Source organism: Frondihabitans sucicola, assembly GCF_030296615.1.
In the GTDB taxonomy this organism is placed as follows: Bacteria; Actinomycetota; Actinomycetes; order Actinomycetales; family Microbacteriaceae; genus Frondihabitans; species Frondihabitans sucicola.
This window is the reverse complement of record NZ_AP027732.1, coordinates 2144686-2170213: the sequence shown is the minus strand read 5'-3', so window position 1 is coordinate 2170213 and position 25528 is coordinate 2144686. Positions and strand designations below refer to the sequence as shown.

The following is a 25528-nucleotide window of genomic DNA, read 5'->3' as shown; positions in this document are numbered from 1 at the left end:
GGGCCCGACGTATTCTGGTGACATGACTACGACTTCCACGGCTGCCGCGTACGTTCCCGCCGAAGGAACGATCACCATGTTCTCGACCGGCTGGTGCGGCTACTGCGCCCGCCTCAAGCAGCAGCTCACCAAAGACGGCATCGCCTTCACCGAGGTCAACATCGAAGAGGTCCCCGGCACCGCCGAGATCGTCGAGAGCGTCAACGACGGCAATCAGACCGTGCCCACGGTGATCTTCCCCGACGGCTCGTCGGCTACCAACCCCTCGCTCGCCGAGGTCAAGGCGCGCCTGTAGCCGTTCACGTGTAGTCGTCGGGGTGGTCGGTGCCGAGCGACTTCCTCGCTTGGGGTCGCTTCCGGCCGTCCTCGCGGAGGTCGGCCGGCACCTCGGGAGCGGTCTCGATGGGCGCCGTCGTGCGCGCAAGACCGACGAGGCCCGCCGGAACACTCCACCAGACAACGATCAGCGAGAAAGCACCCCCGAAGACCGCGATCGTCGGCCACGCGGCCACAGCGAACAGGGCGTAGGGCACGACGATCGTCGCTCCGCCGATGCTTCCCAACACCCAGTGCGGCCACAGCCGCCGGGCTCGCCGCGCGGCGTCGGCCGCGGCCAGCCGCTGCGGCACGGTCAGGCGGGGTTCTCGCCCTTCGAGGTAGGCGGCGCGGATCTCCCGGTCGGCTCCGGCCGGCTGCACCGCGTACATCGAGGAAGTCCCCGGAACTTCTGCTCCTCGGTCAGACGCGGCCGCCACACCGCCAGCAGGATCCAGGAGAACAGGCACCCGGCGAGGAGTCCCCCGCGAGGGCGGTGAGCACCGGGTCGAGGTCCGCGTCGGTCGAGATGACGACGACGTCGATCCCGGCCGCCACGACGATCGATACCGCCGGAGCCAGAGTCAGCAGAATCACGAGGCGTCGTCGGGTGACGACCTCGCGAGCGTACGGGAGGAACATGCGCCACCCGTCGCGCAGCTCGGAACGGTAACTCACGGCACGGCCTCCGCGAAACGAACAGGATGGGCGTCGGCAGAGCGACGCACGCGCGCGAGGTTTGCGAAGCTCCGCGGGAGGTTTGCGAAGCTCCGCGGGAGGTTTGCGAAGCTCCGCGGGAGCAGGACGACCAGGACGAGTCCGAAGAACACCAAGGACCCGGGAAAGATGTCGTCGCCGTCGGCGATCGTCACCCCGCGCTGGGCGAAGAGGGCGCTGAACAGCAACAGCTGCTGAGCACGCTGGAACGGCCTCACGAAGATCTTCATCGATCGCCCTTCGGGTGGCTTCGGTGCGGATCGGTCAGGCGGCGGGCGGGCCGAAGAATTCGATCGCGTTGCCGTCGGGATCCTTGATGTTGAGAACGGTCCCGTAGTCGACCTCGACGAGGTCGCCTGCGATCCCGGCGTCCGCGAGCCGATTCTGCAGCCGGATCACGTCGGTTCCCGTGGAGACCGCGAAGCTCACGTGGTCGAGGCCCGGGAGCAGGAAGTCGAAGCCTCCCGGCCGCTTCTCCGCGTACTCGGTGACGCCGAACACCTGACCGTCGCCCGCCGGGAAGATCTGCCGGTTGAAGTCGTCGGTCACCAACTCGCCGACCGGCGCCGACTCGAAGACCTTCTCGTAGAACGGCAGGCTCGCCGCATGGTCGCTGACCGTGATCGCCACGTGGGCGTATCCGTTGAACTCGGGCATGGCACAACTTTCTCTCGGGTCCCGCCAGTCAACACCCGCACTCGCCTCTCCTCCCCAGTTCGTCGCGGCGCGCAGTTCTCCCCGGTCGAGCCCTCCGCGATGCGCGGGCCGCCGACGCGATCGCAGGATGCCACGGTGTCCCTTCCTCCCCTCGGCCCCGAGCTGCTCGTCCACTCCGCGTTCGACGACACGGCCGTGCGCCGCGCCCACTCCCGAGGCGAGCTCGTCCGCCTCGCCCCCGGCCGCTACGTGCGAGCCGACGTCTGGTCGTCGCTCGGTGCCGCCGACCGCGAGATCCTGCGCATCGTCGCAGTGGTCTCGTGCCTGCGCACACCGGTCGTGGTCTCGCACGCCAGTGCCGCCGCCCTGTGGGGCCTGCCCCGCCTCGGTCCGGCGCCGAAGCTGGTCGACGTCATCGACCCGGCGGCGACGGCCGCGTGGAACGGCCGCTACGTCAGGCACCACCGTGGAGAGCTCCCCGAGCACGATGTCCGAAGCCGATACGGTCTCGACGTCACCGCTCCCGCCCGGACGGCGATCGACGTCGCCCGGCAGGCAACCTTCCGAAGTGCCGTCACCGGGCTCGATCACGGTCTCCGGGTCGGTCTGTTCACCCGCGACGACCTCGTCGCGCGCCTGGTTGCAGATCCAGCCGACTCTCGGCGGGTCAAGGCGAGGCGCGCCGTCGACTTCGCCGACCCGCGGGCCGACAGCCCCGGCGAGTCGTTGAGCCGAGTCGTCATGCAGGAGACCGGCTTCGAATCCCCCGAGCTGCAGTGGTCCTTCCGGAGCCGCGGAGGGCGGGCCGACGTCGACTTCTGGTGGCCCGGCGTCGGCATCGTCGGAGAGTTCGACGGGGAGGTCAAGTACCGCGACCGCTCCCTGCGCGGCGACAGGAGCGCGGAACAGGTCGTGATCGACGAGAAGAACCGCGAGAACCGGATCCGGGCGCGGCCGGAGGTCCGCGGCTTCATGCGGTGGACCTGGCGAGACGCCGTCACGCCCGGAGCCCTGGAGCGCCTGCTGCGCGCTGCGGGTGTACCGCAGACGAACAGGCGCCTTTATGTGAAGCGGGCGAACTAGTTCGCCTGTTCCGCGTAAAAGCGCCTGTTTCTCGGGGAGAGGTCAGCGGCGACGCTGAGGAGCGGCCTTGCGCGCCGACGGCGACGCGGCAAGGGCGTCGGTGAGCAGCGCCACCAGCGCGCCGAGCTGGACGTCGGACGACGCGACGATCTCGGCGTCCGAGCCGTCGAGGGCCCGAGCGGCGAGCCCGGCCTTCGAGTCGATGAGCTCGGCGATCTTGGTGTCGATGGTCTGAGCCGCGATGACGCGCCACGCCGTGACGGGCTCTTCCTGGCCGATGCGGTGCACGCGGTCGATGGCCTGCGTCTGCTCGGCGTCGGTCCACGACAGCTCGGCGAGCACGACGTTGGAGGCGACCTGCAGGTTGAGGCCCACCCCGGCGGCGGTCAGCGAGCAGACCACGATCGAGACCGACGGGTCGTTGACGAAAGCGTCGATGTTCTTCTGGCGAACGGTCGGGGTCTGGTCGCCGCGGATCGAGGCGTACGTGATGCCGCGCTTCTCGAACGTCTCGGACGCGGTGTCCATGACGTCGATGTGCTTGGCGAAGAAGACGACCTTGCCGACGTTGCGGGCGAGCTGCGCGGTGTAGTCGGCGGCGAGGCCGGCCTTGGCCTGGCCGATCCGGCGCACCATGCTGAAGACGTTCTCACCGGTCTTGGCCGTGTCGCCGTCTTCCAGCTCCCATTTGGCGACCTGGCGCACCAGGTCGTGGTCGATCCCCTCGACGCGGACGCCGGAGGTGCGAGTGGCGAGAGCGGTCTGGTAGCGGGTGACGAGCTTGCGGGCGAGCTCGCGCTCGGCCTCGCGGATCGAGCGGCCCACCTCGTCGTCGAGCTCGACGGGCAGGTCGGCGATGCGGCGAGCCGGGATGTCGGCCGCCACGTCGACCTTGCGGCGGCGCACGATCCCGAGGTCGATGACGGAGGCGCGTGCCGACGCGAAGAACCCGGGTTCGGCCGGGGTGAGGCCGGTCTCTTCGAGGGCCTCCATGAGCTCGGGGCCGGGCTTCTTCTCGTCGATCCAGCCGAGGAACTGCCAGATCGCGCGGAAGTCTTCGATGTCGTTGATGAGCGGGGTACCGGTCAGCGCCATCAGCAGCGGGTTCGCCGTGCGCGCCCGGATGCGAGCCGAGAGCTGAAGGACGTTCCGCGAACGCTGCGACTCCTTGTTCTTGATGAAGTGCGCCTCGTCGACGACCATGCCTCGGAAGCCGAGGTCGCCCAGCCAGCCGACGTGGCGATCGAGGACCTCGTAGTTGACGATCACGATGTCGGCGAAACCGTCGATCGTGTCGCCGTCGCCGTGGATGACCGTCGCGGTGCGGGTCGGTGTCCAGAGACCGACCTCACGAGCCCAGTTCGTCTTGACGACGTTCGGCACGACCACGAGCAGCGGATACGCGTTCGCGGCCTGGGCGGCGAGGAGAGACTGCGCGGTCTTGCCGAGGCCCGGCTCGTCGGCGAGCAAGAAGGTGCGGTGGCCCTCGGCCGCGGCTTCGACGACCTGCGCCTGGTGCCGCATCATCTCGGCGCCGCCTGGGGCGCGCAGCGCGGTGGGCTCGGGCAGCTCCATGCAGGCGGACGCCCCGCCGGCGCCGTACTCGAACGACTTGAACAGCGGCCCGAAGAGCTCCCAGTTGGCGAGACGCCTCGGGTGCACCTCGCGGTGCTCCGCCAGTGCGAAGTCGGGGGCGAGGAACGGGTTCGCGAGCTGGCGCGAGACGACCGACTGCGGCACGACTTGACGCTCCGTCGTCGGAGCGGAGGCGGGGGCCTCGGTCGTGATGATGAGGTCGTCGGGGCTCAGCTCGGTGCCCGCGGCCATCAGCATGTCGCGCTTGAGGGCGCGCGCGGTCTCGGAGACGACGGCCTCCTCGGCGAGCAGCGCGATGAGCGACGTGTCGCGCGCCGCAGCCTTCGCCAGGATGGTGGCGACGCCGTCGAGGCGCTTGAGCTGCTCGGCGCGGTCGGCGTCGCCGAGAGTCTTGTCGGCCTTCACCCGAGCGCGCTCCTCGCGCATCAGGAGAGCGACCACCTGGAACTTCGTTCGACCCGAGGGCTTGACCGGCCCTCGCTGGGCGCCGGCCTCGACTTCGCGGACGGCTTTGGCGAGGACGGGGATGATGCCGTCGTTGTCGAGGTCGCGCACGCGACGGTGGGTGGAACGGGAGGCGGTTCGAGTACCGCCGGACTGGCGCTGGCCTGGTCGAGCCAAGGCTCCTCCTAAGTGGTGCCGCCGCGGCCTGCGACGTGATCGTCGCGCGGCTCGAGGCGGGAGGGACTGCATCGGGTCGGTGGAGACGACCGGATACGGCTGTGTTGCTGGAGAACTACGGGCAGGATCAGCATTCGGTGGCGATCCGGGTGCGGCAGAACGGAGTTGTGAAGAACCCCTGCTCGACTCGCGTCGCCGGCACGCGGTCGTGTCGGCGGTCGCGGGGTTCGAGCACCGCTGGATCAAAACTCTTCTGGAGACAGCCGATTGGAGTCTGCAGACGTTTTGATGCTGGCTGTAGTTTACGCCCCGCTCAAGGCACGCGCCACCACGCGAGGCGGCGCGCCGCAACCCGGGCGTGTCACGAGGCGCGCGGCGTCAGGCCGCGCTTCGCCGGCCCCTCGATCACGCCGCCTGCCGCGGTGAAGCGCGAGCCGTGCAGCGGGCAGTCCCAGCTGAGCTCCTGATCGTTCCACGACACGACACCGCCCAGGTGCGGGCACACGGCCGACAGGGAGCAGGTCTCGCCGTTCACCGTGGAGCGGGCCACCGGCCGGAAGCCGTCGGATCCCACGACGCCGGTTCCGTCGACGGGCTCCTCCCCCGGCAGCAGCGGGTTCGTCAGGGCCCGCGCCCAGCCGCGCGCGAACCACCAGGCGACCGCCGCGTTCTCGCCGAGTCCCGCTCCGATGGCCGCCGGCGTCGTGATCCGGTGGTGCAGAGCGGACATCCACGGGGTGTTGTCGCCGACGACGTCAGACACCAGCATGCGCGCGGCCGACACGGCGTTCGTCATTCCCCAGGAGTCGTAGCCGGTCGCCAGGAAGATCCGGCCACGGCCCCGCGGCAGGTAGCCGACGAACGGGACGCCGTGAGGGGTCGCGTAGTCCTGCCCGCTCCAGACGCGGCGCCTGCGAGCCGTGGGCCAGTGGGCGCGGGTCCAGTCGTCCAAATCGTGCACCAGCTCCTCCTCGGAGGCTGCGCGCCCCACGCCGTGGGTGTTGCCACCGACGACGAGTTGGTCGCGGTAGCGCCGGACCGACCGCGAGGGCGCGTCGACGGAGCGGTACATGGCGGAGGGAAGATCTGCAGGATCGACGTCGGCGAACGCCATGCCGAGGAGCGCCGCGGCTTGATCTTGGCGAAGTAGAGACCGCGATCGAGGATCGGAGCCCCCGTGGTGAGGTGCACCCGCTCGGAGCGGACATCGCCGAGCGACGTGTGAGTCGTCGCAGGGTCGCCGGCGTCGACCCCGGTCACGTGCGCGTTCTCGACGATGATGCCGCCGAGGGCTCGCACGTCGGCCGCGAGCGAGGCGACGAGCTCGAGCGGGTCGAGCTGCGCCTGGTCGCGAAGTCGCACGGCCCCCAGGGTCGCGAACGGCACGTCGACGTCGACGGTCTTGACGAGGTCGAGTCCGGCGCGGCGGCCGACCAGGTACTCGGCGTCGACCCGGGCCAGACCTCGGCGCGTCGTCGCGTAGCTGAAGGCGTCGCGGCGTTCCACGTCGACCCCGGCGCCGTCGGCGTAGTCGAGCAGCCAGTCGAACGCCTCCGTGTTGCCCTCGGTGTAGGCGTCGACGACCCCCTGGTACGTGCGCCCGTGGATCTTCTGCAGCTGGGCGCCCTGGAGGAGGCTCACCATCGCCGAAGAGCTGCCGGTCGCCAGGCCGCCGACGGTGCGCGCCTCGAGGACGGCGACCGTGTGGCCCCGGCGAGCGAACAGGAGCGCCGTGACGAGCCCGGTGAGCCCGGCCCCGACGATCACGTCGTCGTAGGTCGCGAGCGGTTCGAACTCGTCGGTGGGGATGGTGCGGATCGTATCGAGCCACAGCGACGTCATCGGTGCCTCCTGGGCGGCGGGTCAGGCGGGAGAGGTGCTGTCCACCACGCTAGGCGCGCTGCCTGTGTCGCCGTCGTGCGTCGGAGGCGTGGAGGCAGGGGCGGGCTCCGACCGTCGGGGCCAGAGAGTCCCCTCGGCGGCGTCGACCAGCTGCAACGCCTTCGTGCGGCCGACCTCCGTGCCGAGAGTGGCCTGGCCGCCGGCGTGGGCGAGCAGCTGAGAGGCGATGGTCGGCGGAAGGCGGTCGGCGAGCGCGGGGTTCCGCTGCGTCCAGCCCTCGACGACGTGGTCGGCGATCACCTCGCAGGCTTGCGCCTGCGCCTGGTCGCCGTTGCCCCGGTGCCACTGCGCGGTGACGACCAGGTGCGCCACGAGCGCACCGGCGTCGCGCGCCGGATGACCCCAGCCCGCGGTGTCGATGTCGAGGAGCCCGGTGATCCTGCCCGCTTCGTCCGGATCGACGAAGAGCTGCTCGAGGTGCAGGTCTCCGTGGACCACCTGGCGTTCGTCGGGCGACCACCGTGCGACGCGGGCCTCGATCTCGTCGTACACGCCGTGGATCTCGCGCGCCCGATCGGGCAGGGACGCCGCGAGGCTGGTGCGGTGCCAGGCGCCGTTGTCCAGGGCGTCCGCCTGAGCGCGCTGCGTCAGGTGGACCGACGCCACGGCCTGTGAGAGGGCCACGAGGTTGTCGACGAAGGCGTGCCCCTCGGCGAGCTCGACGACGCGCGTGCCGGCGGCGACTCCGCGGACGGCTTCGAGCACGAGGAGTCCGTCGGGTTGCGCCGCGAGCACCCGCGGCACCGGCAGCCCGGCCGCCTGGAACGCGGCGTGCTGCGCGGCGATCGGCTCGGCCCGCGAGGGGCGCACCACCTTGAGGAACAGCGTCGTCCGCCCGCTGCGCATCTTGACGACGGCCCGCTTGCCGGGGCGATAGGCGGCGACGGTGAGCTCCGCCTCCGATGCCTCGATGCCCAGCGCGCCCAGGACCTCGGCCACGCGCTCCGGGTAGGTCACGGTGGCCAGAGCGGGGAGCGCAGGATCGGAGGGGTAGGCCCACACGCGGACGGGCCGGGAGGTCGCGGGGTCGGTGACCACCGTGCCTCCGCTCGCGCGGGAGGCCTCCACCGAGGCCGGGTCGGTGTCGATGAACGTGAGGACCGTCGAGGCGATTCCGTCGGCGCCGACCGTGTCGACCTCGTAGCCGAAGAGGTAGCCGCCGCCGGAGGGCTCCACCGAGTGAGGCCGGAACGACACCACTCGCGCCCCGCTGTCGGCGAAGGCCGCGGGGAGGATCTCACCGGAGTTAGGCCACACAGCCACAGTCAACTAGGTCTCGCCGGAGTTCGACGTTTCTTCACTCTTCGGCGCGCCGTACCCTTGGGGTCGTGCCGCCGTCCGGAGTTCGCGTCTTCTCGCGCCTGCGGCAGCCTTCGCGCCTCCCGCTGCTGCAGGTCGTCAAGACCTCGCTCGCCGTCGTTCTCGCGTGGATCGTCGCCTTCCTCCTGCTCGGCCAGGGGCTGCCGATCTTCGCGGCGATCGCAGCATTGCTGGTGGTCCAGCCGAGCATCAACCAGTCGTTCGGCCGCGGCCTCGAGCGCAGCGCGGGCGTCGTGATGGGCGTCGCGCTCGCCTACGTCGTCGGAGCGGTCCTCGGCCACGACCACACCTGGATCGTGCTGCTCGCCGTGGTCCTGGCGCTCCTACTCGCCTGGGCGTTCAAGCTGACGCCGACGTCGACGACCCAGGTGCCGATCTCGGCGATGCTCGTGCTCTCCGTCGGAATCGTCACCCCGCACTACGCCTTCGACCGGATCATCGAAACCGTGATCGGGGCCGTCGTCGCGCTGGCGGTCAACGTCCTCCTCGCGCCGCCCGTCCTGCTCGGCCCGGCTCACCTGGCTGTCGGGCGCCTCGCCCGCGATGTCGGTACGGCTCTCGACTCCCTGGCCTCCGCGCTCGAGGCCCCGACGCCTGTCGCCGAGCTCGATGCCGCCCTGTTCCGAGCGCGCGAGCTCCGCGAGCTCAGGGCCAAGGCGGCGACCGCCGTCAAGACCGGTGAGGAGAGTCTGACGCTCAACCCGCGCGCGAAGCGGCAGCGCCGGATCCTCGAGGCCGACCGCGAGCTCCTTCGGACCCTGTCGAATCTCGTGCACCGGGTCGTCGCCATGACCAGGACGCTCCGCGACAACTACGAGGAACGTCTGATCGACGACCCGGTCGTCGCCGGCATCGCCGACGAGTTGCGCCGGGCCGCGCACGACGTTCGCCTCCTCGTGCACGAACGCGAGGAGGAGGCCGCCGCGGGTGAAGCCGTCCCGCTCACCACCGACGAGCTTCCGGCGCTGACCGCACCTCTCCTGGTCGTGAGGCCCGACCCGGAGCACTGGATCCTGATCGGCTCGATGCTGGAGGACCTGCGGCGGGTGCGCGAGGAGCTGCAGGAATCGTAGGGCTTGCGGCAGCGTGATCCTGCGCGTATCTTAATCAACACAACAGTTGATAAAGCGATTGGTTGATCATGGACGACAACGGACTCGACCGAGCGTTCCTCGCTCTGGCCGATCCCGTGCGTCGCGCCCTGGTCGCCCGGCTGTCTCGAGGGCCTCTCACGGTCAACGAGCTCGCCGAGCCGTTCGCCATCACCAAGCAGGCCGTCTCGCGTCACATCCAGGTGCTCGAGCAGGCCGGTCTCATCACGCGCTCCCGCGACGGGCAGCGCCGGCCGTGTCACCTCGACCCGGCCGCCCTCGAAACCCTCACGTCGTGGATCGACGGCTATCGGCTCGCTGCCGAACGTCGGTTCCGGGCCCTCGACGGCATCGTCGCCGATCGTGCGGCTCCCCCTTCGCGAAAGGCTGGAACACCATGAGCACCACCTCCCCCGACCCCACGATCATCACGGCGCCCGACGGCGTCCTCTCCATCGATCTCGAGCGGGTCGTCCACGCGCCTGTCGAAGCCATCTGGCGCGCCTACACCGAGCCTGCCCTGGTCGCCCAGTGGCTCGGCCCGATCGGCTACACCATGGAGGTCCTCGAATACGACGTCCGAGTCGGTGGCTCCTGGAACTTCGTCCACCGATCTCCGAACGGCGACGCCTACGAATTCCGCGGTGTGTTCCACGACGTACAGCCGCTCGAGAGCATCACGCAGACGTTCGAGTTCCTCGGTGCGCCGGGGCACGCGAGCCTCGAGAAGGTCCGCTTCGCGCCGGACGCCGAAGGCGGCACCCGCATCATGAGCCGCAGCGTGCACCTCACGCAGGAGGCGCGCGACGGCCATCTGGCCGCCGGAATGGAGGGCGGCGTCCGCGAGGGCTACCAGCGGCTCGACGACCTGCTCGAGACCCTCTAGGAGACAGTCAGTCGAGGAGCGCAGCGAGGATCGCCGCGCGACTCGCCGGGTGCCCGAGCGGCCGGAAATGCCCGTCCACCGGGAGCGTCACGTTGCGGGCGCCCGGCAGGTGGCTCCCCTCGGGAACGTGCAGGTCGGCACGCGCTCCGAGCGACGTGATCCTGGAGTTGACGTCGAGTCGATCCGCCAGGCGGAGCAGATGTCGATCTGTGGTCCGGAACACCCGAATGCTCGGGTTCGGAGCGAACCTGGCCCAGCGCGAACCGGAGAACGGCGAATTCACGGTGACCATCCGGTCGATCCTGCCCCCGGTGTCGGTGTCGAGCATCATCGTCTTGCCGATGATGCCGCCCTTGGAATGCCCCAGGATCACGACCCCCGGAGATCGTGGGCGTCCAGGATCGCCTGCGCGACGACCGCGGTCGCGGCGATGGGCTTGCGATTGTGCGCGAGTCCTGGCACCACCACCACGGGATGTCCGAGTTCGTTGAGGCGGTCGCCGAACCAGCGGAGGTAACGCCAGGACTCGTACACGCCCGGGAGGAGCAGGATCGGCGCCCGGTCGCCCTCCCGGTACCGCTTCGGCACGGAGGCGTTCCCGAGCAGGCTGCGGAGATGCGCGCGCCACACGAACGCGTAGTCGAAGGGCAGGACGCGGAGGTAGTGCGCGACCCCGCCGGGGACGGCGCGCACACGGCTGATCGCCGGTACCTCGGGAGCCTCGGGAGCTGATGCCACTCTGCCGATCGTAGGCTCGCGCGCCGAGGCGTCGCTCAGGTGACGAGGGCGGAAGCCGAGATCGCGTCGAGGCTCGAGGCGATCATGGCGTCCCAGCGGGAGCAGAGGGACGACCAGGCCGGTCGCCGTTCGGACGCAGCCCGCACGACGCTGACGGCCCACTCGGCGTGCCCGGCTCGCGCGGCGGCGCTGGCGGTGTCCGGCACGGTGCCGGTGACGTCGTTCACGACGCGGACCCGGTGCTCCATCGTCATCCGGTCGATGTCGTCGAAGGCGTGGAAGGCGGTGGTCAGGCAGAACTCGAGTGACTTGATCTCGGCCGGCAGCGCGTCTCCCCACGAGGCTTCGCCGAGTGCCGTCGCGTCGGTGTCGGTCATGGTCCGCCCCCTCAAGGCCATCAGTTCTCGAACCCTACCGCAGGCGGGGTACACATCCTTAGCCCCAGTTGAGGCGTCGGGCGTACCGTCCACCGCATCGCGCCGACCCTGTCGTCGCCCCCGAGCACAGAAGGAGACACCATGTTCCAAGGATCCGAGAAACTCCACGACAGCCTGCAGAAGGTGCTTGTCGACCTCATCGAGTTGCACATCCAGGGCAAGCAGGCCCACTGGAACCTCCTCGGCTCGAACTTCCGCGACCTCCACCTGCAGCTCGACGAGATCGTCGACGCCGCCCGCGAGTTCTCCGACGAGGTGGCCGAGCGCATGCGCGCGGTCTACCTGGTCCCCGACGGGCGCAGCAGCACGATCGCGAAGACCACGAGCCTGCCCGAGTTCCCCGAGGGTCCGGTCGAGACGGTCGACGTCGTCGACCTCATCGTCGAGCGCATGTACGCGGCGACCGACACGATGCGAAAAGTCCACGACTCGATCGACGAGGAGGACCCGACGACGGCCGACGTGCTGCACAGCATCCTCGAGCGCCTCGAGCAGCTCGCCTGGATGACCGGTGCGGAGAACCGCCACCCCGAGAAGGACAATCGCGCCAAGGCGACCCGCGAACGCGACGCCAAGGCCGAAGCCGCCGGGCTGGACCGCGTCGGAGCCGTCGCCAACTGACCCGAGGACGTCGAAGGGAGCCGAACATGCCAGAGAACTACGAGTACGTCATCGTCGGCGGCGGGATGGTCGCCGACGCGGCCGCGAAAGGCATCCGCGAGCGCGACAAGAGCGGCAGCATCGTGATCCTGAGCGAAGACGTGGACGCCCCGTACACGCGGCCCGCGCTCTCCAAGAAGCTCTGGACGGATCCCGACTTCTCGCCCGACGACAACGACCTCAAGACGACCGACGCGACCGGCGCCGAGGTGCGCCTGTCGACGCGGGTCGAGAGCATCGACCGCTCGAACCGAAGCGTCACGACCTCCTCCGGCGACACCATCGGCTACGGCCGACTCCTGCTCGCGACAGGCGGGCGTCCGAAGCGTCTGGACCTCCCCGACGACAGCAGGATCGTCTACTTCCGCAGCGCGTCCGACTACCGGCGCCTGCGCGAGCTGGCCGGCAAAGGGCACCACGTCGCGGTCGTCGGCGGCGGCTACATCGGATCCGAGCTGGCGGCGGCGCTGGTGCAGAACGACACCCGCGTCACGATCGTCTTCCCCGACCGGGAACTCGGCGCGTCGACGTTCCCGAAGTCGGTCGACGACCGCTTCGAGGCGGCGTTCCGCGACCACGGGGTCGCGTTCCGGCCGGGCCGCAGGCTCGCCTCCGGCCGCGCCGATCCCTCCGGAATCCACCTCACCCTCGACGACGGCTCCGAGATCGACGCCGACTCGGTCGTGATCGGTCTCGGCATCGAGCCCAACATCGAACTGGCTCAGCGATCCGGGCTGTCGACCGACGACGGCATCCTCGTCGACGTGCGCCTCGCGACCGACGACCCCTTCGTCTACGCGGCAGGTGACGTGGCGTCCTACCCCGATCCGATCCTGGGCCGCCGGCGAGTCGAGCACGTCGACAATGCGAACGAGCAGGGCGGCGCGGTCGGCCGGATCATGGCCGGCTCCGACGAGAAGTACACGCACACGCCGAGCTACTACTCCGACGTCTTCGACCTCTCCTACGAAGCCGTCGGCAAGCTCGACGCCTCGCTCGAGACGGTGGAGGACTGGAAGGACGACTCGAGCGTCGTCGTCTACTACCTCGACGGCGGAGTGCCGGTGGGCGTGCTGCTCTGGAACGTGTGGGACTCCACCGACAAGGCGCGCCAGGTGCTCGCCGAGGCGAAGGCGCTCACCCCCGACAACCTGGTCGGCATGATCTAGTCGGCATACTCTCGCCGGCATGATCTCGCCGACATGATCTCTCCGTCACGGGGACGCCGCCGAGGGGCGGCGGCCGTAGGGTGAGGCCATGGCTTCCAGTGGCAGGCGCATCGTGCTCGTCGTGGCGATCCTGGCCTCGTTCGTGGCGTTCCTCGACGGGTCGATCGTCACGGTCGCGCTGCCCGCGCTGGCGCGCGATCTGGGTGGCGGGGTCACTCTCCAGCAGTGGGTCGTCGACGGGTACCTGCTCACCCTGGGCTCCCTCATGCTGGTGGCGGGGTCCCTCTCCGACACGTTCGGGCGGGTCAGGATCCTGCGCGCCGGGCTGATCGGGTTCGGCGCGACGTCGCTGCTCGCCGCGATCGCCCCGAACGCCGAGCTCCTCATCGCGGCTCGGGCCCTGCAGGGGGTCGCCGGGGCCCTGCTCGTACCGTCGAGTCTGGCGATCATCACCGCGACCTTCACGGGCACCGCCATGGCCAAGGCGATCGGCACCTGGACCGCGTGGACCGGCGTCGCGTTCCTCATCGGTCCGCTCGCCGGCGGGGCACTCGTCGACACCGCCGGGTGGCGCTGGGTGTTCGGCATCGTCGTCCTGCCCGTCGTGGTCACCCTCGTGCTCCTGGCCCGGCTCCCCGCCGACGCCCACCGTGGGACGGCGTCCGCAGGGGCCCACGTGGACGTCCTCGGGGCCGTGCTCGGCGCGCTCGGACTCGCGGGGCCGGTCTTCGCCCTGATCGAAGGGCAGCGGATCGGGTTCGACGACCCGTTCATCCTGGCGGCACTCATCGGCGGTGTGCTCTGCCTGGTCGCGTTCGTCGTCTGGGAGCGCCGGGCAGCGCACCCGATGATGCCTCTGCGGCTCTTCTCCGTCCGCGCCTTCTCCGTCGGGAACCTCGCCACGATCGGCATCTACGCCTCGGTCAGCCTGGGCACGCTCCTCATCCCGCTCGTCGTCCAAGAGGTCGGCCACCTGCCCGCCACCGTCTCCGGCCTGATCACTCTGCCGACGACGGTCGTGTCTCTGCTGCTCTCCAGCACCGTCGGCGGTCTGGCCGGCCGATTCGGCCCGCGGCCGTTCATGACCGTCGGACCCCTGATCACCGCCGCCGGATTCGCCTGGATGCTGCTGACGCGCGATCCCCTCGACGTCTGGTGGCAGATCCTGCCCGGTGTCCTGCTCTTCGGCCTCGGGATGACGGTCACGGTGACGCCGTTGACCTCGACCGTGCTGGCGCAGATCGCTCCCGACGAGGCGGGCATCGCGTCCGCCGTGAACAACGCGATCTCGCGCGTGGCGGGGCTGGTCGCCGTGGCCTTCGTCGGCGTCATCACCGGCAGCGTTCTCGACGTGGCCGGGTTCCACCGGGTGATCGTCGTGGTCGTGGTGCTGCTGGTCGTGAGCGCGGTCGTCTCGCTCGTGGGGCTGCCGCGCGGGGTGGCCGCCGGGCGCGATCCCGTGCCCGCCGGCCTCGCTCCCTCCGCGCCCGCCGCCCCCTCCCCCGCCGCCCTCCCTCCGGAAATCGAAGGGGATTCTGCGGAAGACGCCCCCGATCGCACTGAACCCGCCGGCGAGACGCGATTCCCCTTCGATTTCTGGAGGAGGAGGAGGGACGGGAGGGGGACGGACGGGCCGGGTGGGTCAGGCGGGAGCCGCGCCGTCGACGACAGCGCCGTCGAGAAACGCGTCGTCGAACGACTCGGCGCCGAAGTCGTCGAAGAGGCCGGGTCGAGGTTCGTTCATGCTCCGAAAGTAGGTCGCGGCCGACGTCGTCACGAGCCCGTCTTCGGGGCGCGCTCGTTCGGGGCGCGCTCGTTCGGGGGAGGCTGGGCCAGGCTTGGCCAGGCTTGGCCAGGGAGCCTAGTGCGGCAGGAACTCGCGCATCGAGGCGAGATACGCCTCCGCGTCGAAGTCGTCGAAGACCGCCGACTGCACGATGAATCCCTGCCCGAGCCCGATCGCCATCGGCAGGAGCCGGGCGGCCCACTCGTGAGCGGCCGCCTCGTCGAGCCCCTCGTACTCCTGGGCCCAGGCGACGAAGAAATACGTGTAGGTGTCGCGGAGATCACCGAACACGTGCCAGAGGAGTTCACGCATCTCACCCTCGACCATCGCCTGACCCCAGACCTGGAGGAGCAGGGGCGGCTGCGCGAGATCTCTCGTCATTCCGGGAAGCATGTGCGCCATGACCTCGGCCGGAGACGGCGCGGGGCCGCCCGCCGCGTAGTCGCGGAGGTCGCTCACGCGCGAGCCGATCACCTGCTGCGCCACGGCCATCATGATGTCGTGCTTGCCCTCGAAGTGGCCGTAGATGGCGCCCGCCGACAGCCCCGACTCCGCGATGATGTCGGCCATCGACGTTCCGGCGAACCCCTTCGCCGCGAAACTGCGCAGCGCGGCTGCCGTGATCTCGTCCCGCCTCGCCTCGCGGTACTGCTCGGTCACCTTCGGCATGGTCCACCCTCGAGATCCGTCAAAAAGAACATTCGTTCTTGACAAGGAGCATATCCCGTTCCACCCTGAAAAAGAACGAACATTCCCTTTTTGGAGGATCTCCCATGAGCACCGTCAGTGTTCCCCCCGCCCCCACGCCGTGGAGGCGCATCATGGCGATCGGGGTCGGCCTGGCCGCGATCGTGGCGGTCGTCGTGCTCGCCTTCTCCTGGCCGTCCACCACGGCGAAGGTGCAGGATCTCCCGCTCTCGATCTCCGGGCCGGCGGCCCAGGTCTCGCAGGTCGAGAAGGCCCTCGATGCGTCCGCTCCCGGCAGCTTCTCCTTCGTCTCGGCCGACGACCGCGGTGATGCCGTCGCCCAGATCAAGGATCGGACGACGTACGGCGCCGTCGTCCTCGGCGACTCCCCCGAGGTCCTCACCTCGTCGGCGGCGAGCACGATCACCAACCAGCTGCTCACCTCCATCGCTCCGAAGCTGCAGGCCCAGCTCACCCAGGCCGCCCACGCTGCGGGAGTCCCGGCGACACAGGTCGTCGAGGTGAAACTGACGGACGTCGTCCCGCTCGCGTCGACCGACCCTCGCGGCTCCGGACTGACGGCGGCAGCGTTCCCGCTCACCCTCGGCGGCATGTTGGGCGGACTCGCCGCGTCGCTGCTCATCGTCGGCGCGTGGCGACGTGTCGCGGCCGTGTCCGCGTACGTGGTGGTGGCAGGTCTCGCCCTCGGCGGAATCCTCCAGGGGTGGTTCGGAGTGCTCCAGGGGAACTACTTCGTCAACGCCGCCGCGATCACCCTCACCCTGCTCGCCATCAGCGCCACGATCGTCGGGGTCACCTCGCTGGTGGGGCGCATCGGGTCGCTGGTGGGCCCGGTCGTGTTCCTCCTCATCGCCAACCCGATCTCGTCCGCCACGCAGCCACTGCAGTTCCTTCCGCAGCCGTGGGGCCAGGTCGGCCAGTGGTTCCCGCCGGGGGCCGGCAACACGTTGCTGCGCGATCTGTCCTACTTCCCGGACGCCGGCACGGTCTTCCCCTGGCTCGTCGTGGCGGGGTGGTCCGCCCTCGGCGTGGCCCTCGCGCTGATCGGGCACTTCCGCCAGGGAATCAAGGTCGATCTCGTGCAGGAGCAGCTGCCCGCGGCCGAGGCGCGGCACTCGCACCCGGCGCACTCCACCGAGCCGGCACATGACCGCCACCCGGCCCACGTCGCGTAGCCGCGTTCGCGCGGTGAACCGTAACCACCCGGCTGTCGCTCCCCTCTGCCCACGAGAGCGACAGCCGATCGCGGTGGGGCAGTCGAAGCCGTGCGACGGCCAGTAGGGGTGACCGCCGCACGGCGTCTCGCCGGATGAGTCAGTCGGAGCCCTGCTGGCGGAGGTGTTCCTCGAGCCAGGCGTCGCTCACGAGGGACAGTCCGTAGTCGCGGGCCTCGCGATCCTGGCCGGTCGTCGTGCCGTATCCGGTCTGGTCGTGGAGCTGGTCGTTGTCCATCGGTGAACCTCCTGAGCCGAAGCTAGGACGATGCGGAGCCCGTTACGAGCCCACCTTCGGGGAGCGCTCCTTCGGGGGCAGACACCCTCGAATGCCCCAGCCTGCGGGTGGACCGCGCGGTCCGCCCGGTCGTCCAGGGTCTCTCCCTGTCCTTCTTGCGCAGCGCGCGGCACCCGGCGCTCCAGGCCACGGGGGCGATCGCCGCGATCACCATCGCGTCGGCCTTCGCGCTCGCGGCGACGCTACCGACTTTCGTCGCTCTCGCGACAGGTCGTACTCGCGCTCCGCTTCGCGCGCGCAGACCGACCGCTTCGTCGGTCACACCTCGACGCCCATCGCCAGGGTGGGTCGGCCGACGAGAGGGTGGTCGAACGGGTCGGCGATCGGCGCCCACCCGTGTCGCTCGTAAAGGCGTACCGCGGCGCCGTTGTCTTCGATCACGTGAAGGACGGCGCGCGCGAGCCCCGACCGACGGATGGCATCGTGAAGCGCTTCGAGCAGTCGACCGCCCCAGCCTGAACCCTGCAGCTCGGGCGACACGGCCAGCAATGAGAGATAGGCGGCATCGGCAGGATCGTCGGGACGCCCCGTCCCTGGGGCGGTCACGAGCCCGAAGCCCAGGATCGCACCGCTCGGCCCCCGAAGGACTTCGAACGCGACGCGGGCGTGGGCGAATTTGGTGCGGCAGCGGTCGGCGGCCGCCTCGCCTGGCGCGACCTCGTCCCGCCGTGTGAGCGCCGCCAGCCAGAGCGCGACGCACCCGTCGATGTCCGCGTCGGTCCCCCGCTGGAGCATCAGCGCGGGCGACGACCCGGGCAGGGGCGCGGGCGTCGCGGCGGTCACGCCTCGATCACCAGTTCGGCATGCTCGCCCAGCGAATGCCGCCCGACCATGCCGCCCGTGGCATACACCGTGATGGGGCGCTCGGCGGCCACGCGATCCGTGGTCGGGAACCACGCGCGTCCCGGCGCGACGAGGATCAACATGCCGTCTGCGCCGCCCGTCGGGGCGAAGGTCTCGCTGGTGTCGCGGAAGGGCGGGACCCCCGCATCAGCGAGACGCCCGGCCACCACCGGGAGACCCGCGACGGCGACTCCCACCTCGCTGACGCCGAGGATGTCCGCCGCCGAGAAGGCACGCGCGGCACGGGGCTGCGAGGCGAGTTCACGCCGAGCGATGAGTTCGAGGATCGAGCCGTCGGGGCCGTCGAAATAGACGGACTGCGAGTTCCAGGCCGCAGAGCCCTCGAACTCGTCGGTGCCGTCGAGGCTCAGCAGCGGGACGCGCTGCCTGAGCCAGCGGGTGGCGTCGTCGAACGCATCCGCCGCGACGAGGAACGCGAGGTGGTGGGCGCCGGCGGCGCCCTTCTCTCCTTCGACGAACTCCAGCAGGCCGTCTCCGAGCCGGATCGAGACGATTCGGTCGGTGCGGTCGACCGGCAGCTCGAGGACGCCGGAATAGTACGCGGCGGCTTCCTCGAGCGACGAGGTGTCGAGGACGACTCGGGTGATACGCATGCCCCCATGATGACGCAGGCGTCCCGCCGGGTGCCAGCGGACGGGAGGACAGTAGACCGGAGGTCAGGGGACGGGAGGCAGCGTCGGACGCAGACGCGCGTCCGACGTCAGACGGCGGCGGGGGCCCTCAGCCCGACGGCCGGCAGGATCACGCCGTCGATCAGCGAAATGAGGAACGGCCGGTCGACCGACTTCTTCAGGATCAGCGTGCGGTACGCCGTCATCGACGGGCTGACCATCGAGAGGGTGTCGACGTCGCAGTCGGCCGGAATCTCGCCGCGCGCGATGGCACGCTCGAAGAAGAGCCGGTTGACCTTGGCACGGGGGTCGACGATCGCGGCATTGACGGCGTCGGCGAGTTCGGGCGAGCGCGCCAGCAGCGAGGCGAGGCCCGTCATCACCTTGAGCTTCTTCTCGCCGTCTTCGATCGAGTGCGGCTTGATCATCGCGACCAGGTCACCGCGAAGCGTGCCGGTGTCTGGCAGCTTCCGAGGATCGGTGTCGCCCTTTTTCATGCAGGCGACCGCGTCGATGACGAGCTCGCTCTTCGACGCCCAGCGGCGGTAGAGCGTGGCCTTGCCGGCTTTGGCTCGGGCGGCGACCATCTCGATGGTCATGCCGTCGTAGCCCTCTTCGGCGAGGACGTCGACGGCGCACTGCAGGATCTCGGGATCTCGCGTGTGATCGCGCTTGCGACCGAGCTTGGTCGGCTCGGCTGATGTGTGGGACGGTGCCTCGGGTTCAGCGAGCGTCATTGCAGCCGAGCCCCTTTCGAATTGGACGATCCTCATTCTACGACTCGACGTTCTGAAACTCAACAGTTCCGAAACTGGCCAGAACCGTATAGAGTCCATCGCATGTCACAAACCTCCTCCCTTTCCGGCGCCGTGGGCGCCGTCGCGGACTCGCGCCGCTGGTGGACCCTCACGACCGTCGCTCTCGCGCAGCTGATGGTCGTCCTCGATTCCACGGTCGTCAACATCGCCCTCCCCGCCGCTCAACGCGACCTCGACTTCACCAACGGCGAGCGTCAGTGGATCGTCACGGCCTACTCCCTCGCCTTCGGCAGCCTCCTCCTGCTGGGCGGCCGCCTCTCCGACCTCATCGGCCGCAAACGCACGTTCATCATCGGCCTGATCGGCTTCGCCCTCGCATCCGCCCTCGGTGGCGCGGCCGGCAGCTTCGGCATGCTCGTGTTCGCCCGGGCCCTGCAGGGCGCCTTCGGCGCGCTCTTGGCACCGACCGCCCTGGCCGTCCTCACGACGACCTTCACCATCCCGAAGGAGCGCGCCCGCGCGTTCGGTGTCTTCGGTGCCATCGCCGGCGCCGGCGGCGCCATCGGCCTCCTGCTCGGCGGCTTCCTCACGGAGAAGTTCGACTGGCGCTGGAACCTCTACATCAACGTCGTCATCGCAGTCGTCGCCGTCATCGGCGCCATCGTCTTCGTCAAGTCGGTGCCTCGCCAGGGTCCGCGCCCGAAGCTCGACGTCCCCGGCACGATCCTGGTGTCCGCCGCGCTCTTCTCGCTCGTCTACGGTTTCTCGAACGCCGAGACCGACGGCTGGGGCTCCGGCCTCACCTGGGGCTTCCTGGCTGCCGCCGGCGTCCTGCTGGTCGCCTTCGTCCTCTGGCAGCGCCGCGCTGCACACCCGCTGTTGCCGCTGCACATCGTGCTCGACCGCAACCGGGGCGCCGCGTACGCCTCGGTGACCATCGCCGGCGCCGGCATGTTCGGCATCTTCCTGTTCGTCACCTACTACCTGCAGACGTCGCTCGACTACACGCCGATCAAGACCGGCCTGTCGTTCCTGCCGATGATCGGCATGCTGGTGCTCGCCGCGCAGCTCTCGACCAACATCTTCGTGCCGCGCTTCGGTCCGAAGATCATGGTGCCGTTCGGTATGGCGCTCGGGGCGATCGGCATGTTCATCCTGACCCACCTCGGAGTGGACAGCCACTACGCCGCGAACGTCCTGCCCGCTCTGCTCGTCCTCGGATTCGGCATGGGCTCGATCATGCCCGCGTCGATCCAGACGGCGACCCTCGGGGTCGACCGCGGCCACGCCGGTGTCGCATCGGCCATGGTCAACACGAGCCAGCAGGTCGGTGGTTCGATCGGGACGGCTCTGCTCAACACGCTGGCGGCGACCGCTGCCGCCGGCTACGTGACGTCGCACATCGGCTCCGCGACGACCGCGGCCGGCAGGGCGTCCGTCGCTGCCGAGGCTGCCGTCCACAGCTACGCCACGGCGTACTGGTACGGGGCGGCGTTCTTCGCCTTCGGCGCGATCCTGGCCGCCCTGGTCTTCCGCACCAAGGCCGACACCCAGGCTCGCGCAGCCGCCGTCGCGGCTTCGGCGCCGACCGACGCGCCGTCGGAGCCTGCCGAGCCGGTCGTCGCACACTAGGGCCTGTCTCCCACGTCGCCGCGGCCCACGTGGGAGACACACCCTAGCTCGCCTCACCGCGGCCGGCTCCGTCCGGTCACACCGACATGGTCCGTGCCACTGCCTCGCCCTTAAGCGACGCGGCGGTGCGGACCATGTCGTCTGCCTGGGGGGTCAGACCGCGAGCGACTTCTCCAGTCGCGTGCGGAACACCGGCGTCACGACGGTGCCCCCGAGGCGATCCTGCAGCTCGGAAGCCGCCCGCTCACAGGCCGCCAGCGCCTCGGAGCCGCGATCCGCGACCATCGACACGCGCACCTCTCCGCTCGGGGCGATCGCCCAGCCGCCGACGATCTCGCCGCCCCACCAGAGCGTGGGGCCGATGTTGCCGTTGGTGTCGAACACGTCGGCCGGGTCGATGCCGAAGAACCAGTCGCGCGACTTCCAGCCCATCGGGGTCGGGTCGAGCGTCGGCAGCAGCGTCGCGACGGGCGGCTCGGGCGGCAGATCGAGCTCGGCGAGAGCCGCAGGATCGTCGAGCACCACTCCCGGCACCCCGCCCAGGTCGACGTCGACGACGCTCAACCCGGCGAGCGCCCGGCGCACCACGGATTTCGTCCAGCCCATGTACCACTCCAGGTCGGACACAGGGGCCGGCCCGAACGCTTTCAGCCACACTCGCGCCAGCTCGACTTGAGCGGCCTCGGTCGACAGGGCCGGCACACCGCCCGGGTACCACCGCTCGACGGGCTCCCAGCGGTGCTGGCGCGTCGTCCACGCGCCGCTCGACCGGCCCCGGACGATCTGGCCCTCGGCGCTCATCACGACGAGCAGGGTGCTCGTCACGCCCTGGGGCAGGTCGGACTTCGCCCGCGGCTTGATGGTCGTGCGGAGCCGCGGCTCGTCGGCGCTGAGCTGCAGCCCGGTCGCGTCGCCCCGGGCCGCCAGCGCCGCGTGAGCCCCGGCCTCGACGTCGCTCAGCCAGGCGTCGAGGTCGCCGTCGATCGGCGGCTCGGTGCCGTTCACCTCGAGTCGTCGCAGCAACTGGCGGCGCAGTCTCTCGGCGAGCGGTGTACTGATCGCGGCCTGCACCAGCGGGACCGCGTCGACGGGGAAGACGAACAGGGTGCGCCGCATGGCCATCCACCGCACCAGGCTGCGGCGCTCATAGAAGTCGGCCTGGATCTCGGGGATCGTGAGGTCTCTGGCCCGGACCAGCGTCGACAGGTACACGGTCGCCGGATCGGTCGCGTGGAGCCCGATCATCGACCGTGCGACCTGCTCGGTGCTGGTCGCGTCGCCGCCCAGGTGGTGGCGGCGCGCGGTCAGCCGGCGCCGCTCTTCGTCGGAGATCGACCTCATGCCCCGACGGTAACAGCGACCCCCGTCCCTGCCGCCCCGCCCGCACTTCTCGCCCCGCCCACCCCTCCCGAAATCGAAGGGGATTTTCACCACGTGCCCCGGCGAACCGCATGCCTGCGCTTCCGGGAGCAGATTCCCCTTCGATTTCCGGCCTGTGGGTGGGTGGGGCAGGACCGGAGGACTACGCGCCGACCGGCTCGTAGATCTCGCTGATGACCCGGTCGGCGAGGCCCAGGCCGGTCGTCATGCCGATGCCGGTGGTCACCGAGACGAGGTGGACGCCGTCGAGCGGCTCCTCGACGAGGAACTCGGCGGGAGCCGTCGCGTAGACGCCCTGCCAGCGCTCGAGCACCTGGAGCGCGGATCGCTCCTGTCCGAAGAAGTCCGCCGTCGTCTCGAGCAGAGCCTCGAACGCGCTCTCCTGTTGGAACGGCGTGACGGCGTCGTCGCGGTAGTGGGTGTCGCCGACGATCACGGTGCCGTCCGGCAGCTGCGTGTACATCTGGTTGACGTCGAGGGCGGCGAGTTCCGGCTGCGACCCGTGCAGGCGCGCCCGGACGGCGCCGATCGACGGAGCCGACGCGAAGCCGGAGTACCGCAGCATCGACCAGCCGGTCAGCACGGGGCCCGCCAGCGGAACCGCGAGGCCCGGCATGGCCACGCGCATCATGTCGAGCCCGCAGCGGCGCACCTCGTAGGCGGCGGCCAGCTCCGGGAACAGGTGGTCGACGTCGTAGTTGACCGCGACGACGATCTGGTCGGCCCCGATGCGGCCGCGCGTGGTGTGCAGGCGACCGGATCGGATCGTGCGGACCGCCGTCGAGAACTGGAACTCGACGCCGCGCGATGCGAGATAGGCCGTGATCGCCGCCACGGCCTCGCGAGGATCGACCTGGATGTCGTCGAGCAGGTGCGCTCCGCCGACGGCCAGACCGGGGGCGACTCCGGTCTGCGCCGTGACGGTGTCGGCGTCCAGGAGGGCGACGCTCCCCCGGCGCCGCGCTGCGAACTCGCCGAGGGCGGCGAGCTCGTCCTCGTGCCGGGCGACGACGAACCCGCCGCCGTCGCGCAGCCAGAGACCGGCCTCGTCGCGCAGCCGGAGCCAGAGCTGGCGCGTCCGGTCGGCGTGCACCTGGGCGGCGCCCGACTGCACGGTGATGCAGGCGTGACCGAAGTTCCGCACCGAGGAGCCGGTCTGCCGGCTGCCGCGGTCGATGACGAGCACGCGCAGCCCGCGGTCGACGGCGGCGAGCGCGTGTCCGAGGCCGACGATGCCCGCGCCGACGATGGCCACGTCGACGGTCTGATCGAGATCCTTTGCCATGCGCTGACGGTAGACGGGCGCGGTTGCCTGCAAGTGAACAGCCGGTCGTGATTGAGTGTGGCCGTGCCTTTACGCCCGCCGTCCTCGTCAACCAGCCCGAGCATCCTGCCTGCCTCGATCGTCGATCTCGATCGACGGGCAGGGCGCAGGATCAACGCCCTCGTCTCCTCCGAGAGAGCGGACTCCGTGCTGCTGGCCCTCTCCACCTCCGCCAACAACGGGGCGATCTGGTACGGAGTGGCGGGCCTGCTGTCCCTGACCGGCCCTACCGGGCGCCGGGCGGCCGTTCGCGGGCTGCTGTCGCTCGGTGGTGCCAGCGCCGTAGCGAACCTCGTCGCCAAGCCGATCTTCGGCGGTCCGCGGCCGCTCGCCGCCGACGTTCCGGGGCGGCGCCAGCTCAAGGTGTTCCCGCAGTCGGCGTCGTTCCCCTCCGGGCACACGGCGAGCGCCTTCGCCTTCCTGACCGGGGTGGCCCTGGAGAGCCCCGTGCGCGGAGCAGCGGTCGCACCGCTCGCCGTCGCGCTCGGCTATTCGCGGCTGCACGTCGGGGCGCACTGGTTGTCCGACGTGGCCGGCGGGGCGCTGATCGGCATCGGTGTCGCGGCGCTCGGGCGACGGGTCGGGCGGCGTCGCCGCTGATCCTGCGCCCGCTCTCGCGCGGTGCGAAGCCGCCGCGGTCGACAGCGGGGCCTGGCAGACTGAGGTCGTGCCTCACTATCTCGAAGACCTCGAGGCCGGTCAGACGTTCGTCAGCCCCGGCCGCACCATCACCGAAACCGACGTCATGTCGTTCGCGGCGTGGACCGGCGACAACAACCAGGTCCACACCGACGTGGAGTTCGCGAAATCGACCCGCTACGGTCAACGCGTGGTGCACGGCATGCTCGGCGCGTCGCTCTGCCTCGGGCTGATCGCGCGCACCGGCGTGTTCGAGGGGTCGGCCGTCGCGCTGCTCGGCATCGACGACTGGACGTTCCCGCTGCCGGTCTTCATCGGCGACACGCTGACCTGCACGGTCGAGATCCTCTCGACCAGGCTCACGTCGAAGGGCACGACCGGAATCGTCGAGCGACGCGTCGTCCTGCAGAACCAGCGCGGCGAGACGGTGCAGTCGGGTCGCATGGACCTCATGGTGCTGACCCGCGCCGCGGCCCTGGCCTAGGGAGCACGTCCCACGTGGCCGGAGCCCGCGGCGAAGTGAGAGACAGGGCCTGGCGCCTCAGCGACCCGAGACGATGTCGTCGGCGTTGTCGGTGATCCAGTCCATCAGCGGGAGCAGCCGCGCGGCGATCTCCTGCCCGCGCGGGGTCAACGAGTAGTCGACCCGCGGCGGGATCGTCGGTTGCGCTTCGCGGTGCACGATCCCGTCGGCCTCGAACGTGCGCAGGGTCGACGCGAGCATTTTCTCGCTGATGCCCTCGATCTCGCGGTGCAGTTCGCCCCAGCGCCGAGAGCCCTGCTCGAGGGCCAGCAGGATCAACACGCCCCAGCGACTCGTGACATGGTTGAGCACCACGCGGGTCGGGCAGTCGGCCGGGTATTTTCCGCCGCTGACTCCGGGCCGGGCCCGGGTTACTTCAAAACTGACGCTCATGTCACCACCTTACAAAAAGGTGCGTACCTGCAACAGGGAAGTACCTGCCTCTGCGCAGTGTTGGCACCGACACGCAACCGAAAGGATCCCATGTCCATCATCGTCACCGCCGCCTCCGGCCAGCTCGGCCACCTCGTCGTCGAGTCCCTCCTGGCTCGAGGCGCCTCGCCCGAGACCATCGTCGCCACGTCCCGCGACGTGTCCAA

30 protein-coding genes and 1 pseudogene are annotated in these 25528 nt (G+C 70.2%); 12 read left to right on the top strand and 19 right to left on the bottom strand.

Going from position 1 to position 25528, the window contains the following annotated elements; genetic code table 11:
- Positions 1–22: 22 nt before the first annotated feature.
- A complete protein-coding gene (locus QUE79_RS11230) occupies positions 23–295 on the top strand; it encodes a mycoredoxin (protein WP_286343205.1) in 273 nt (90 codons plus the stop codon).
- 4 nt (positions 296–299) lie between these two features.
- Here the strand turns inward: QUE79_RS11230 and QUE79_RS11225 are convergent, their stop codons facing one another.
- From QUE79_RS11225 to QUE79_RS11210, 4 genes are read right to left on the bottom strand one after another with little or no spacing between them, the layout of a single operon-like run.
- Complete coding sequence (locus QUE79_RS11225) at positions 300–707, bottom strand: hypothetical protein (protein ID WP_286343204.1); 408 nt, start codon at positions 705–707, stop codon at positions 300–302.
- A 31-nt stretch (positions 708–738) separates the two neighbouring features.
- Positions 739–993, bottom strand: coding sequence for a hypothetical protein (locus tag QUE79_RS11220; RefSeq protein ID WP_286343203.1), 255 nt, complete (start codon positions 991–993; stop codon positions 739–741).
- The gene (locus tag QUE79_RS11215) at positions 990–1262 is read right to left on the bottom strand and encodes a hypothetical protein (RefSeq protein WP_286343202.1); all 273 of its coding nucleotides are present in this window, start codon (positions 1260–1262) and stop codon (positions 990–992) included. The genes QUE79_RS11220 and QUE79_RS11215 overlap by 4 nt, the downstream gene beginning before the upstream one ends.
- Before the next feature lie 34 nt (positions 1263–1296).
- On the bottom strand, positions 1297–1689 hold the full coding sequence (locus QUE79_RS11210) for a VOC family protein (RefSeq protein WP_286343201.1): 393 nt from the start codon (positions 1687–1689) through the stop codon (positions 1297–1299).
- A 135-nt stretch (positions 1690–1824) separates the two neighbouring features.
- Here QUE79_RS11210 and QUE79_RS11205 point away from each other — a divergent pair, with 135 nt between their 5' ends.
- Complete coding sequence (locus tag QUE79_RS11205) at positions 1825–2772, top strand: type IV toxin-antitoxin system AbiEi family antitoxin (protein WP_286343200.1); 948 nt, start codon at positions 1825–1827, stop codon at positions 2770–2772.
- Between the two features lie 42 nt (positions 2773–2814).
- Here QUE79_RS11205 and QUE79_RS11200 read toward each other — a convergent pair whose 3' ends face one another.
- The 4 genes from QUE79_RS11200 to QUE79_RS11185 form a co-directional block, all read right to left on the bottom strand.
- Positions 2815–4989, bottom strand: a complete 2175-nt coding sequence (locus tag QUE79_RS11200) for a DEAD/DEAH box helicase (protein ID WP_434010989.1) — start codon at positions 4987–4989, stop codon at positions 2815–2817.
- A gap of 361 nt (positions 4990–5350) precedes the next feature.
- Positions 5351–5785 carry a Rieske 2Fe-2S domain-containing protein gene (locus tag QUE79_RS11195; RefSeq protein ID WP_286343198.1) on the bottom strand — a complete coding sequence of 145 codons (435 nt, stop codon included), beginning with the start codon at positions 5783–5785 and terminating at the stop codon, positions 5351–5353.
- A complete protein-coding gene (locus QUE79_RS11190) occupies positions 5782–6831 on the bottom strand; it encodes an NAD(P)/FAD-dependent oxidoreductase (RefSeq protein ID WP_286343197.1) in 1050 nt (349 codons plus the stop codon). The genes QUE79_RS11195 and QUE79_RS11190 overlap by 4 nt, the downstream gene beginning before the upstream one ends.
- Before the next feature lie 21 nt (positions 6832–6852).
- On the bottom strand, positions 6853–8148 hold the full coding sequence (locus tag QUE79_RS11185; protein WP_286343196.1) for an aminoglycoside phosphotransferase family protein: 1296 nt from the start codon (positions 8146–8148) through the stop codon (positions 6853–6855).
- Between the two features lie 71 nt (positions 8149–8219).
- Here QUE79_RS11185 and QUE79_RS11180 point away from each other — a divergent pair, with 71 nt between their 5' ends.
- The 3 genes from QUE79_RS11180 to QUE79_RS11170 all read left to right on the top strand — a co-directional run bounded on the left by QUE79_RS11180 (position 8220) and on the right by QUE79_RS11170 (position 10188).
- Complete coding sequence (locus QUE79_RS11180; protein ID WP_286343195.1) at positions 8220–9284, top strand: FUSC family protein; 1065 nt, start codon at positions 8220–8222, stop codon at positions 9282–9284.
- Positions 9285–9352: 68 nt separating this feature from the next.
- Positions 9353–9703 (top strand): ArsR/SmtB family transcription factor, encoded by a 351-nt coding sequence (locus QUE79_RS11175; protein ID WP_286343194.1) that lies wholly within the window; start codon positions 9353–9355, stop codon positions 9701–9703.
- Positions 9700–10188, top strand: coding sequence for an SRPBCC family protein (locus QUE79_RS11170; protein ID WP_286343193.1), 489 nt, complete (start codon positions 9700–9702; stop codon positions 10186–10188). The genes QUE79_RS11175 and QUE79_RS11170 overlap by 4 nt, the downstream gene beginning before the upstream one ends.
- Before the next feature lie 7 nt (positions 10189–10195).
- Here QUE79_RS11170 and QUE79_RS11165 read toward each other — a convergent pair whose 3' ends face one another.
- The 3 genes from QUE79_RS11165 to QUE79_RS11155 are packed head-to-tail and all read right to left on the bottom strand — an operon-like array spanning position 10196 to position 11303.
- The gene (locus QUE79_RS11165; RefSeq protein ID WP_286343192.1) at positions 10196–10561 is read right to left on the bottom strand and encodes a lipase family protein; all 366 of its coding nucleotides are present in this window, start codon (positions 10559–10561) and stop codon (positions 10196–10198) included.
- Complete coding sequence (locus QUE79_RS11160; RefSeq protein WP_286343191.1) at positions 10558–10926, bottom strand: hypothetical protein; 369 nt, start codon at positions 10924–10926, stop codon at positions 10558–10560. The genes QUE79_RS11165 and QUE79_RS11160 overlap by 4 nt, the downstream gene beginning before the upstream one ends.
- Before the next feature lie 35 nt (positions 10927–10961).
- Entirely contained in the window at positions 10962–11303 is a 342-nt protein-coding gene (locus QUE79_RS11155; RefSeq protein ID WP_286343190.1) for a hypothetical protein, read from the bottom strand.
- Between the two features lie 141 nt (positions 11304–11444).
- Here QUE79_RS11155 and QUE79_RS11150 point away from each other — a divergent pair, with 141 nt between their 5' ends.
- The 3 genes and pseudogenes from QUE79_RS11150 to QUE79_RS25535 form a co-directional block, all read left to right on the top strand.
- The gene (locus tag QUE79_RS11150) at positions 11445–11984 is read left to right on the top strand and encodes a Dps family protein (protein WP_286343189.1); all 540 of its coding nucleotides are present in this window, start codon (positions 11445–11447) and stop codon (positions 11982–11984) included.
- A 26-nt stretch (positions 11985–12010) separates the two neighbouring features.
- The gene (locus QUE79_RS11145) at positions 12011–13192 is read left to right on the top strand and encodes an NAD(P)/FAD-dependent oxidoreductase (RefSeq protein WP_286343188.1); all 1182 of its coding nucleotides are present in this window, start codon (positions 12011–12013) and stop codon (positions 13190–13192) included.
- Positions 13193–13280: 88 nt separating this feature from the next.
- Positions 13281–14600, top strand: a pseudogene (locus QUE79_RS25535) (MFS transporter); the annotation flags it as partial.
- Positions 14601–15053: 453 nt separating this feature from the next.
- On the opposite strand, the gene QUE79_RS25530 reads toward QUE79_RS25535, so the two are convergent.
- Positions 15054–15548, bottom strand: a complete 495-nt coding sequence (locus QUE79_RS25530; RefSeq protein WP_350271696.1) for a TetR/AcrR family transcriptional regulator — start codon at positions 15546–15548, stop codon at positions 15054–15056.
- A gap of 203 nt (positions 15549–15751) precedes the next feature.
- Between QUE79_RS25530 and QUE79_RS11135 the strand changes: the two genes are divergently transcribed.
- Complete coding sequence (locus tag QUE79_RS11135) at positions 15752–16861, top strand: ABC transporter permease (RefSeq protein WP_286343186.1); 1110 nt, start codon at positions 15752–15754, stop codon at positions 16859–16861.
- 139 nt (positions 16862–17000) lie between these two features.
- On the opposite strand, the gene QUE79_RS11130 is transcribed toward QUE79_RS11135, so the two are convergent.
- The 4 genes from QUE79_RS11130 to QUE79_RS11115 form a co-directional block, all read right to left on the bottom strand.
- Complete coding sequence (locus tag QUE79_RS11130) at positions 17001–17138, bottom strand: hypothetical protein (RefSeq protein ID WP_286343185.1); 138 nt, start codon at positions 17136–17138, stop codon at positions 17001–17003.
- Positions 17139–17456: 318 nt separating this feature from the next.
- Positions 17457–17981 carry a GNAT family N-acetyltransferase gene (locus tag QUE79_RS11125; RefSeq protein WP_286343184.1) on the bottom strand — a complete coding sequence of 175 codons (525 nt, stop codon included), beginning with the start codon at positions 17979–17981 and terminating at the stop codon, positions 17457–17459.
- Positions 17978–18655: a VOC family protein gene (locus QUE79_RS11120; RefSeq protein ID WP_286343183.1), complete on the bottom strand. Its 678-nt coding sequence runs from the start codon at positions 18653–18655 to the stop codon at positions 17978–17980. The genes QUE79_RS11125 and QUE79_RS11120 overlap by 4 nt, the downstream gene beginning before the upstream one ends.
- A gap of 107 nt (positions 18656–18762) precedes the next feature.
- Positions 18763–19410: a TetR/AcrR family transcriptional regulator gene (locus QUE79_RS11115; protein ID WP_286343182.1), complete on the bottom strand. Its 648-nt coding sequence runs from the start codon at positions 19408–19410 to the stop codon at positions 18763–18765.
- A gap of 102 nt (positions 19411–19512) precedes the next feature.
- Between QUE79_RS11115 and QUE79_RS11110 the strand changes: the two genes are divergently transcribed.
- On the top strand, positions 19513–21063 hold the full coding sequence (locus tag QUE79_RS11110) for an MFS transporter (protein ID WP_286343181.1): 1551 nt from the start codon (positions 19513–19515) through the stop codon (positions 21061–21063).
- Between the two features lie 153 nt (positions 21064–21216).
- On the opposite strand, the gene QUE79_RS11105 is transcribed toward QUE79_RS11110, so the two are convergent.
- Both QUE79_RS11105 and QUE79_RS11100 read right to left on the bottom strand, forming a co-directional pair.
- Complete coding sequence (locus QUE79_RS11105; RefSeq protein ID WP_286343180.1) at positions 21217–22404, bottom strand: winged helix DNA-binding domain-containing protein; 1188 nt, start codon at positions 22402–22404, stop codon at positions 21217–21219.
- A 181-nt stretch (positions 22405–22585) separates the two neighbouring features.
- Positions 22586–23728 carry a TIGR03364 family FAD-dependent oxidoreductase gene (locus QUE79_RS11100; RefSeq protein ID WP_286343179.1) on the bottom strand — a complete coding sequence of 381 codons (1143 nt, stop codon included), beginning with the start codon at positions 23726–23728 and terminating at the stop codon, positions 22586–22588.
- Positions 23729–23791: 63 nt separating this feature from the next.
- Here QUE79_RS11100 and QUE79_RS11095 point away from each other — a divergent pair, with 63 nt between their 5' ends.
- Together QUE79_RS11095 and QUE79_RS11090 are read left to right on the top strand one after the other, a co-directional pair.
- Entirely contained in the window at positions 23792–24367 is a 576-nt protein-coding gene (locus QUE79_RS11095; RefSeq protein WP_286343178.1) for a phosphatase PAP2 family protein, read from the top strand.
- Between the two features lie 67 nt (positions 24368–24434).
- Positions 24435–24890, top strand: a complete 456-nt coding sequence (locus QUE79_RS11090) for a MaoC/PaaZ C-terminal domain-containing protein (protein ID WP_286343177.1) — start codon at positions 24435–24437, stop codon at positions 24888–24890.
- A gap of 57 nt (positions 24891–24947) precedes the next feature.
- Here the strand turns inward: QUE79_RS11090 and QUE79_RS11085 are convergent, their stop codons facing one another.
- Positions 24948–25322 (bottom strand): winged helix-turn-helix transcriptional regulator, encoded by a 375-nt coding sequence (locus tag QUE79_RS11085; protein ID WP_286343176.1) that lies wholly within the window; start codon positions 25320–25322, stop codon positions 24948–24950.
- Positions 25323–25528 lie beyond the last annotated feature (206 nt).

Coding starts and splice junctions, on each gene's coding strand:
- QUE79_RS11230 (WP_286343205.1), top strand. CDS start 23: ATGACTACGACTTCCACGGCTGCCGCGTACGTTCCCGCCGAAGGAACG.
- QUE79_RS11225 (WP_286343204.1), bottom strand. CDS start 707: ATGTACGCGGTGCAGCCGGCCGGAGCCGACCGGGAGATCCGCGCCGCC.
- QUE79_RS11215 (WP_286343202.1), bottom strand. CDS start 1,262: ATGAAGATCTTCGTGAGGCCGTTCCAGCGTGCTCAGCAGCTGTTGCTG.
- QUE79_RS11210 (WP_286343201.1), bottom strand. CDS start 1,689: ATGCCCGAGTTCAACGGATACGCCCACGTGGCGATCACGGTCAGCGAC.
- QUE79_RS11195 (WP_286343198.1), bottom strand. CDS start 5,785: ATGACGAACGCCGTGTCGGCCGCGCGCATGCTGGTGTCTGACGTCGTC.
- QUE79_RS11190 (WP_286343197.1), bottom strand. CDS start 6,831: ATGACGTCGCTGTGGCTCGATACGATCCGCACCATCCCCACCGACGAG.
- QUE79_RS11175 (WP_286343194.1), top strand. CDS start 9,353: ATGGACGACAACGGACTCGACCGAGCGTTCCTCGCTCTGGCCGATCCC.
- QUE79_RS11170 (WP_286343193.1), top strand. CDS start 9,700: ATGAGCACCACCTCCCCCGACCCCACGATCATCACGGCGCCCGACGGC.
- QUE79_RS11155 (WP_286343190.1), bottom strand. CDS start 11,303: ATGACCGACACCGACGCGACGGCACTCGGCGAAGCCTCGTGGGGAGAC.
- QUE79_RS11150 (WP_286343189.1), top strand. CDS start 11,445: ATGTTCCAAGGATCCGAGAAACTCCACGACAGCCTGCAGAAGGTGCTT.
- QUE79_RS11145 (WP_286343188.1), top strand. CDS start 12,011: ATGCCAGAGAACTACGAGTACGTCATCGTCGGCGGCGGGATGGTCGCC.
- QUE79_RS25530 (WP_350271696.1), bottom strand. CDS start 15,548: ATGGCCGACATCATCGCGGAGTCGGGGCTGTCGGCGGGCGCCATCTAC.
- QUE79_RS11135 (WP_286343186.1), top strand. CDS start 15,752: ATGAGCACCGTCAGTGTTCCCCCCGCCCCCACGCCGTGGAGGCGCATC.
- QUE79_RS11130 (WP_286343185.1), bottom strand. CDS start 17,138: ATGGACAACGACCAGCTCCACGACCAGACCGGATACGGCACGACGACC.
- QUE79_RS11120 (WP_286343183.1), bottom strand. CDS start 18,655: ATGCGTATCACCCGAGTCGTCCTCGACACCTCGTCGCTCGAGGAAGCC.
- QUE79_RS11115 (WP_286343182.1), bottom strand. CDS start 19,410: ATGACGCTCGCTGAACCCGAGGCACCGTCCCACACATCAGCCGAGCCG.
- QUE79_RS11110 (WP_286343181.1), top strand. CDS start 19,513: ATGTCACAAACCTCCTCCCTTTCCGGCGCCGTGGGCGCCGTCGCGGAC.
- QUE79_RS11105 (WP_286343180.1), bottom strand. CDS start 22,404: ATGAGGTCGATCTCCGACGAAGAGCGGCGCCGGCTGACCGCGCGCCGC.
- QUE79_RS11100 (WP_286343179.1), bottom strand. CDS start 23,728: ATGGCAAAGGATCTCGATCAGACCGTCGACGTGGCCATCGTCGGCGCG.
- QUE79_RS11085 (WP_286343176.1), bottom strand. CDS start 25,322: ATGAGCGTCAGTTTTGAAGTAACCCGGGCCCGGCCCGGAGTCAGCGGC.